The sequence below is a fragment of the Capnocytophaga sp. oral taxon 380 str. F0488 genome (assembly GCF_000318255.2).
In the GTDB taxonomy this organism is placed as follows: domain Bacteria; phylum Bacteroidota; class Bacteroidia; order Flavobacteriales; family Flavobacteriaceae; genus Capnocytophaga; species Capnocytophaga ochracea.
This window is the reverse complement of sequence record NZ_KB291222.1, coordinates 31,479-38,574: the sequence shown is the minus strand read 5'-3', so window position 1 is coordinate 38,574 and position 7,096 is coordinate 31,479. Positions and strand designations below refer to the sequence as shown.

General features: G+C 39.5%; 6 protein-coding genes. 5 read left to right on the top strand and 1 reads right to left on the bottom strand.

Annotation, left to right across the window (positions count from 1 at the left end; genetic code table 11):
- Positions 1 to 157 precede the first annotated feature (157 nt).
- The 4 genes from pdhA (at position 158) to HMPREF9078_RS08905 (ending at position 5,070) form a co-directional block, all read left to right on the top strand.
- Positions 158 to 1,156, top strand: a complete 999-nt coding sequence (gene pdhA, locus HMPREF9078_RS08920) for a pyruvate dehydrogenase (acetyl-transferring) E1 component subunit alpha (RefSeq protein ID WP_002672792.1) — start codon at positions 158 to 160, stop codon at positions 1,154 to 1,156.
- A 36-nt stretch (positions 1,157 to 1,192) separates the two neighbouring features.
- Entirely contained in the window at positions 1,193 to 2,812 is a 1,620-nt protein-coding gene (locus HMPREF9078_RS08915; protein WP_009420369.1) for a pyruvate dehydrogenase complex dihydrolipoamide acetyltransferase, read from the top strand.
- A gap of 214 nt (positions 2,813 to 3,026) precedes the next feature.
- On the top strand, positions 3,027 to 3,902 hold the full coding sequence (gene sucD / locus HMPREF9078_RS08910; protein ID WP_009420368.1) for a succinate--CoA ligase subunit alpha: 876 nt from the start codon (positions 3,027 to 3,029) through the stop codon (positions 3,900 to 3,902).
- 16 nt (positions 3,903 to 3,918) lie between these two features.
- Entirely contained in the window at positions 3,919 to 5,070 is a 1,152-nt protein-coding gene (locus HMPREF9078_RS08905) for a serine hydrolase (RefSeq protein ID WP_009420367.1), read from the top strand.
- A gap of 58 nt (positions 5,071 to 5,128) precedes the next feature.
- Here the strand turns inward: HMPREF9078_RS08905 and HMPREF9078_RS08900 are convergent, their stop codons facing one another.
- Positions 5,129 to 5,539, bottom strand: a complete 411-nt coding sequence (locus HMPREF9078_RS08900) for a BrxA/BrxB family bacilliredoxin (RefSeq protein WP_009418093.1) — start codon at positions 5,537 to 5,539, stop codon at positions 5,129 to 5,131.
- 114 nt (positions 5,540 to 5,653) lie between these two features.
- Between HMPREF9078_RS08900 and HMPREF9078_RS08895 the strand changes: the two genes are divergently transcribed.
- Complete coding sequence (locus HMPREF9078_RS08895; RefSeq protein ID WP_009417911.1) at positions 5,654 to 6,916, top strand: acetyl-CoA hydrolase/transferase family protein; 1,263 nt, start codon at positions 5,654 to 5,656, stop codon at positions 6,914 to 6,916.
- The last annotated feature ends 180 nt before the right edge of the window (positions 6,917 to 7,096 follow it).

Below are 7,096 nucleotides of genomic sequence, written 5' to 3'. Positions count from 1 at the left end.
AAGACGAACAAAAGACGAACAAAAGACGGTGCGAACCGCACGAGCAGATAAAGGAAAGACGAAGGAAGAGTCAATTTAAGAGGGACTCATAGCGGAACATAATAGAAAATATACTATTGTAAGAATACTAATAGACTTTTATATACATCAAAAACCAATGAAAAAATTTGATAAAGAAGTGTACCTAAAATGGTACGAGGATATGCTTTTTTGGAGGAAATTTGAAGATAAACTCGCTGCAGTTTATATTCAACAAAAAGTAAGGGGGTTCTTGCACCTATACAACGGTCAAGAAGCGGTAGCTGCAGGTTGTTTGCACGCTATTGACCCTACCAAAGACAAAATGATTACTTCTTACCGTTGCCACGTACACCCTATAGGTTTGGGCGTAGACCCTAAACGTATTATGGCTGAATTGTACGGTAAAGGTACAGGTACTTCTCACGGTTTAGGAGGCTCTATGCACATCTTTTCGAAAGAACATCACTTCTATGGTGGTCACGGTATCGTAGGAGGACAGATTGCATTGGGTGCTGGTTTGGCTTTTGCCGATAAGTACTTCAATAGAGAGGCGGTTACACTTACCTTTATGGGTGATGGTGCGGTGCGTCAAGGAGCTTTTCACGAAACAATGAATATGGCTATGTTGTGGAAATTGCCTGTGGTTTTTATTGTAGAAAACAATCACTACGCAATGGGTACATCGGTGGAAAGAACTGCTAACCACGTGGATATTTGGAAACTTGGTTTGGGTTACCAAATGCCTTGCCAACCCGTAGATGGTATGCACCCTGAAACAGTAGCCGAAGCGGTGTATGAAGCAGTAGAACGCGCTCGCCGTGGAGAAGGACCAACTTTGCTTGACATTCGTACTTATCGTTATCGTGGACACTCAATGTCGGATGCGCAACACTACCGTACTAAAGAAGAGGTGGAAGAGTACAAAAAACAAGACCCAATCACCAATGTACTTGCGGTTATCAAAGAGAAGAAATATGCTACCGATGCTGAGTTAGAAGCTATCGACGAACGTGTGAAAGAACGTGTGGCTGAGTGTGAGAAATTTGCAGAAGAATCACCTTATCCAGAAACACATATTATGTATGATGTGGTTTACGACCAAGAAAATTACCCTTTCTTGCCCAGTAGATTATAATAAAAAAGGAAACACTAATTAAATATAACAACATAAATGGCAGAAATTATTACTATGCCACGCTTGAGCGACACTATGGAAGAAGGTGTGGTGGCAAAGTGGCTTAAAAAAGTAGGCGATAAAGTAAATGAAGGCGATATCTTAGCAGAAATCGAGACGGATAAAGCTACGATGGAATTTGAATCATTCCATACAGGAACCTTATTGTATATAGGTTTAAAAGAAGGAGAAAGTGCTAAAGTAGATACCTTATTGGCTATCATAGGTAAAGAGGGTGAAGATATTTCGGCACTTATAGCTGGAGGAGCTCAAGCATCGGCTCCTAAAGCTGAAGAAGCAAAACCTGTTGCTGAGGTAACTACGGCTCCTGTTGCTGGTGCTACTATACCAGCAGGAGTAGAAGTGGTAACAATGCCTCGACTCAGTGATACAATGACGGAAGGTACTGTGGCTTCTTGGCTCAAAAAGGTAGGTGATACTGTAAAAGAAGGTGATATCTTAGCTGAAATTGAAACCGATAAGGCTACAATGGAGTTTGAATCATTTTATTCAGGTACTTTATTGTATATAGGTTTAAAAGAAGGAGAAAGTGCAGCAGTAGATTCATTATTGGCGATTATAGGCCCTGCGGGTACTGATGTAAACGCAGTTTTGGCAGCTGTAAAAGCTGGTGGAGCTTCAACTTCGGCTCCTGCAACTCCCAAGGCTGAAAGCAAACCGGCTGAAACGGCCACATCAGCTACTACTTCGGTAGCTAATGCAAACGACCGCGTATTTGCTTCTCCTTTGGCTAAGAAAATAGCACAAGATAAAGGTATTAACCTTACTGAGGTGAAAGGAACAGGTGAAAACGGACGTATTGTGAAGAAAGACGTAGAAAACTTTACACCAAGTGCTAAGGTTGCTACGGCTACTACGGCTACACCTGCAACCGTCGCTAGCGCAGCTATCCCAACTGTAATTCCTGTGGGAGTGGAAGTAACTGAAGAGGTGAAAAACTCACAAATGCGCAAAACGATTGCGAAACGTTTGGCAGAGTCTAAATTCACTGCACCTCACTACTATTTGGCAATAGAAATTGATATGGATAACGCAATGGAATCTCGCGCTCAAATCAACAATTTGCCAGACACCAAAATATCTTTCAACGATATGGTAGTGAAAGCCTGCGCAATGGCACTTAAAAAACACCCTCAAGTAAATACTTCTTGGAAAGGTGATACAACCCTTTACAACAAACACGTGAATGTAGGGGTGGCTGTAGCTATTGAAGATGGCTTGGTAGTGCCTGTTATCAAGTTTACGGATACTTTAACGCTTACTCAAATAGGCGCCTTGGTAAAAGACTTGGCTGGTAAGGCACGCAACAAGAAACTTACTCCTGCCGAAATGGAAGGAAGCACTTTCACCGTGTCAAACTTGGGTATGTTTGGGGTAGATGTATTTACTTCTATCATCAATCAGCCTAACTCTGCTATTCTTTCAGTAGGAGCTATTGTTGAGAAACCTGTAGTGAAAAACGGACAAATAGTAGTAGGTCACACTATGCAAGTAACTCTTGCTTGCGACCACCGTACTATCGACGGGGCTACTGGAGCTCAATTCTTACAAACACTCAAAGCTTATATTGAGAATCCTGTAACAATGCTCGCATAACGAGTGTTCAGGACAGCATATTACAAAAGGGTTGCCTATGAGGGTAGCCCTTTTTTGTTATAGGAATAGATGAAAAAAGTAATAATGCAATAGATTGATAATTAATGTAATAAAAAGAAGAAGGTAAAATAATAATCGATTTCTTTACGAAAGATTTTGAAAGTATAGAAATCTTATTTATCTTTGCTATAAGAAAACAAAAAAAATAATTGCAATGAGTGTATTAGTTAATAAGAATTCAAAAGTAATAGTACAAGGTTTCACAGGAAGCGAAGGTACTTTTCACGCTGAACAAATGATTGCATATGGCACTAATGTGGTAGGAGGAATTACCCCTAATAAAGGAGGGCAAACACATTTAGGGAAGCCAGTGTTTAACACGGTAGCTGATGCTGTGAAGGCAACAGGAGCTGATGTATCTATTATTTTTGTACCACCCGCTTTTGCTGCTGATGCTATTATGGAAGCTGCTGATGCAGGGATAAAAGTAATTATTACTATTACAGAAGGGATTCCGATAGCTGATATGGTGAAAGTAGCAGCCTACATAAAGAATAGAGATTGCCGCTTGGTAGGTCCTAACTGTCCGGGAGTGATTACGCCTGAAGAAGCAAAAGTAGGTATTATGCCAGGTTTTATCTTTAAGAAAGGACACGTGGGGATAGTTTCGAAATCAGGGACACTTACCTATGAGGCAGCTGACCAAATTGTAAGACAAGGATTAGGGATTACCACAGCTATTGGTATTGGAGGAGACCCTATTATTGGTACTACTACTAAGGAGGCTGTAGAATTATTGATGAATGACCCAGAGACTCATTGTATTGTGATGATAGGTGAAATAGGTGGACAGTTAGAGCCAGAAGCAGCCCGATGGATAAAAGCCAATGGCAATAAAAAACCAGTAGTTAGTTTTATAGCAGGTGAAACAGCCCCTAAAGGAAGAACAATGGGACACGCCGGGGCTATAGTAGGAGGTGCTGATGATACTGCTGAAGCTAAAAAACGTATTTTACGCGAATGTGGTGTTCACGTAGTAGATTCGCCTGCTAAAATAGGGGAGAAGGTAGCTGAAATAATGAAAAAATAGCATTTGTTAATAATTTATGAAAAAACTAATACTTATTGTTTTGTTTAGCACTATTATTTCATTTTTTAATTCATTATTTGCACAAAAGAAGCTTCAAGATGTAGATGTATTTAAAAGAAATCCTTCTGAAGTAATCTCGTTTGACGATGCACGTACTGAAGCTGAGAAAATATTACAATACCTAATACAAGAACAAATTATACCAGGAGCCTCTGTAACTGTAGCCAAACAAGGGAAAATAATATGGCAAAGAGGTTATGGATATGCTGATATTACCAAAAAGACAACTATTGACCCTAAGAATACGCTATTTAGGGTAGCGAGTATGTCGAAAGCTATTACAGGAATGGTACTGGCTAGACTGCAAGAGCAAAAGAAGTTTGACTGGAATACTTCAATTTATGAATATATACCTGATTACCCGCAAAAGCCTTTTGATTTTACTGTGAAACAGCTTGCAGGACACTTAGCAGGCATACGCACTTATAGGGCTAATGAATATACTTTAAATAAAGCTTACAGTATTGAACAGGGAGTGAATTTATTTAAAGATGACATATTACAGTCGGCACCAGGAACAAAGTTTTTGTATAGTAGCTACGGTATAAATTTGATTTCATTGGCTATAGAAAAGTGTTTGAATGAGAAGTTTGAGAATGTGGCTAAAGAGGAAGTGTTTAAGCCTTTGAATATGTGGCGCACTTTCCCTGATAGAGGGAAAATAATTAAAGATGAGGCTACACCTTATTCAAGGTCTAAAAAAGGAGGACTCACCAAAGCCCCTGATGTGAATAACTACTTTAAGCTGGCAGGAGGAGGCTTTCTTTCTACTTCTAACGATATTGCTAAAATGGGAATTGCTATAGAGCGCCATAATTTTCTTTCTCAGCCTATAGAAAACGAGATGCTAAAAAAGCAATGTACTTTTGATGATACTGAGGTGAGTTATGGTATATGTTGGCAAAACCAGCGAGACTGGAATGGGCGTGATTATTTTGGACACACAGGAATGGGAGTGGGAGGTTACGGTTGGCTATCAGTATACCCAAATGAGCAAGTGGTAATTGTATTGCTGTTTAATGTAACTGACCCGCAAATTAATATCTACTTACAACGCTTAACCGACTTTATTATTGAAGGGGCAGAGCGTATTCCTAATCAGTATTAAAAAAATCCTTTTGTGATATCTTTGTATCACAAAAGGATTTTTTAGAAATGAAAATTGATTAACAAAATTCATTATAGGCTTGTTGGAGATTTTCAGCGATAGCTTCAGCCATTCTACCTTCGATATGATGGCGTTCCAACATATGCACTAATTCACCATCTTTAAACAGAGCTATACTAGGAGAGGAGGGAGGAAAAGGAAGCATAAAGTTACGAGCTTCTTCAGTAGCCTCTCTATCGACCCCAGCAAAAACAGTGGTAAGATGGTCGGGTTTCTTAGCGTTTTGCAAACTGTAGATTACTGCAGGGCGCGCATTACGGGCAGCACAACCGCATACAGAGTTTACTACCACGAGGGTAGTACCAGCTCTTTTCAGTGCTTCTTTTACAGCCTCAGCTGTTTTTAATTCTTCAAAACCAACCGCTGTTAGTTCTTCTATCATTGGTTTTACCAATTCAGGTGGATACATAATACTTCGTTTTTAAAATTGGGGACAAAGGTACTAAAAAAAATTATATTACTAATTATTTTGCCAATTGGATTTAATGTAGTACTTTTGAGCCATTAACTAATATTATTTTAAATGGCAAAAATTACGACTGCTCAAGAAGCCTTAAAGGTTGTAAAGAGTGGTGACTTTGTTTATATTCACGGAGGCGCTGCTGTACCTGAAATACTTGTAGATGCTCTTGTAGAGCGTGCATCAGAACTACGCAATGTAAGTATAGGGCACATTCACATTGAGGGAGACGCCCCTTATGCTGACCCTAAATACAAGGATAGTTTTTATGTAAATTCTTTTTTTCTGTCGAGGAATGTGCGAGATATTATGAAAAATGGGAATGGTTCCTATACCCCTATTTTTTTAAGTGATATGCCTTTATTATTTGATAGGAAGCACGTTAAAGTAGATGTAGTGCTTATACAAGTATCGCCTCCTGATAAGTTTGGTTTTTGTTCTATGGGTGTGAGTGTAGAGGCTTGTAAATCGGCGATACGCAATGCAAAATATGTGATTGCAAAAGTAAACAAACAAATGCCTCGTACTTATGGTGACGCTCTCCTACATATTGATGAAATAGACTTCTTAGTGGAACACGATGCTCCTATCTTCTCATTGCATCTTACAGAACCTGATACTATTGAAAAACAAATAGCCCGACATATTGTACCTCTTATTGAGGACGGTAGTACATTGCAATTGGGGATTGGAAACATTCCTAATGCTACTTTGGGAGAGATGGGACACCTAAAAAACTTAGGTATTCATACAGAACTGCTCACAGAAGGAGTGCTTGATTTGGTGAAAAAAGGTGTGATTAATGGTTATGAAAAGAAGATAGACAAAGGCAAGATTATAGCTTCGTTTGTGATGGGTACAAAAGAGTTGTATGATTTTATTGACAAAAATCCATCAGTGGAAATAGCTGAAGCTTCGTACACTAATGAGGTGTCGGTGATACGTCAGAACCCGAAAATGATATCTATCAATTCAGCAATAGAGGTGGATCTTACGGGACAGGTGTGTGCTGATTCTATTGGAACGGCTATTTATTCAGGATTTGGTGGACAGATAGACTTTGTAAGAGGTGCAATGCTTAGTGAAGGAGGTAAATCAATCATTGCGTTTCCTTCGACCACAAACAAAGGAGAGAGCAAGATTGTGCCTTTTCTCAAACAAGGGGCAGGTGTGGTAACCACTCGTGCTCACGTGCAGTATATCGTTACTGAATATGGTGTGGCTGAGCTCTTTGGTAAGAATTTATGTGAAAGGGCTAAGGCATTGATTGCAATAGCGCACCCTAACCACCGTGAAAACTTAGAGAGGAGTTTTATGATGAAGTAGGGTAGTACGAGTTCTAATTAGCAAATGAGGAAATGAGGAAATATCATCAGTTTATTCAACTTTGCCAAAGTTTGAGATGAAAAAGCGATGTATTGGGACGGTTAGGAGTATTCGGAAGGAAACGGAGAAGAACGGAAGAGTGTGTTGAGGTAAAAGGTAAAAAATGAGCTGTAAGAGAGG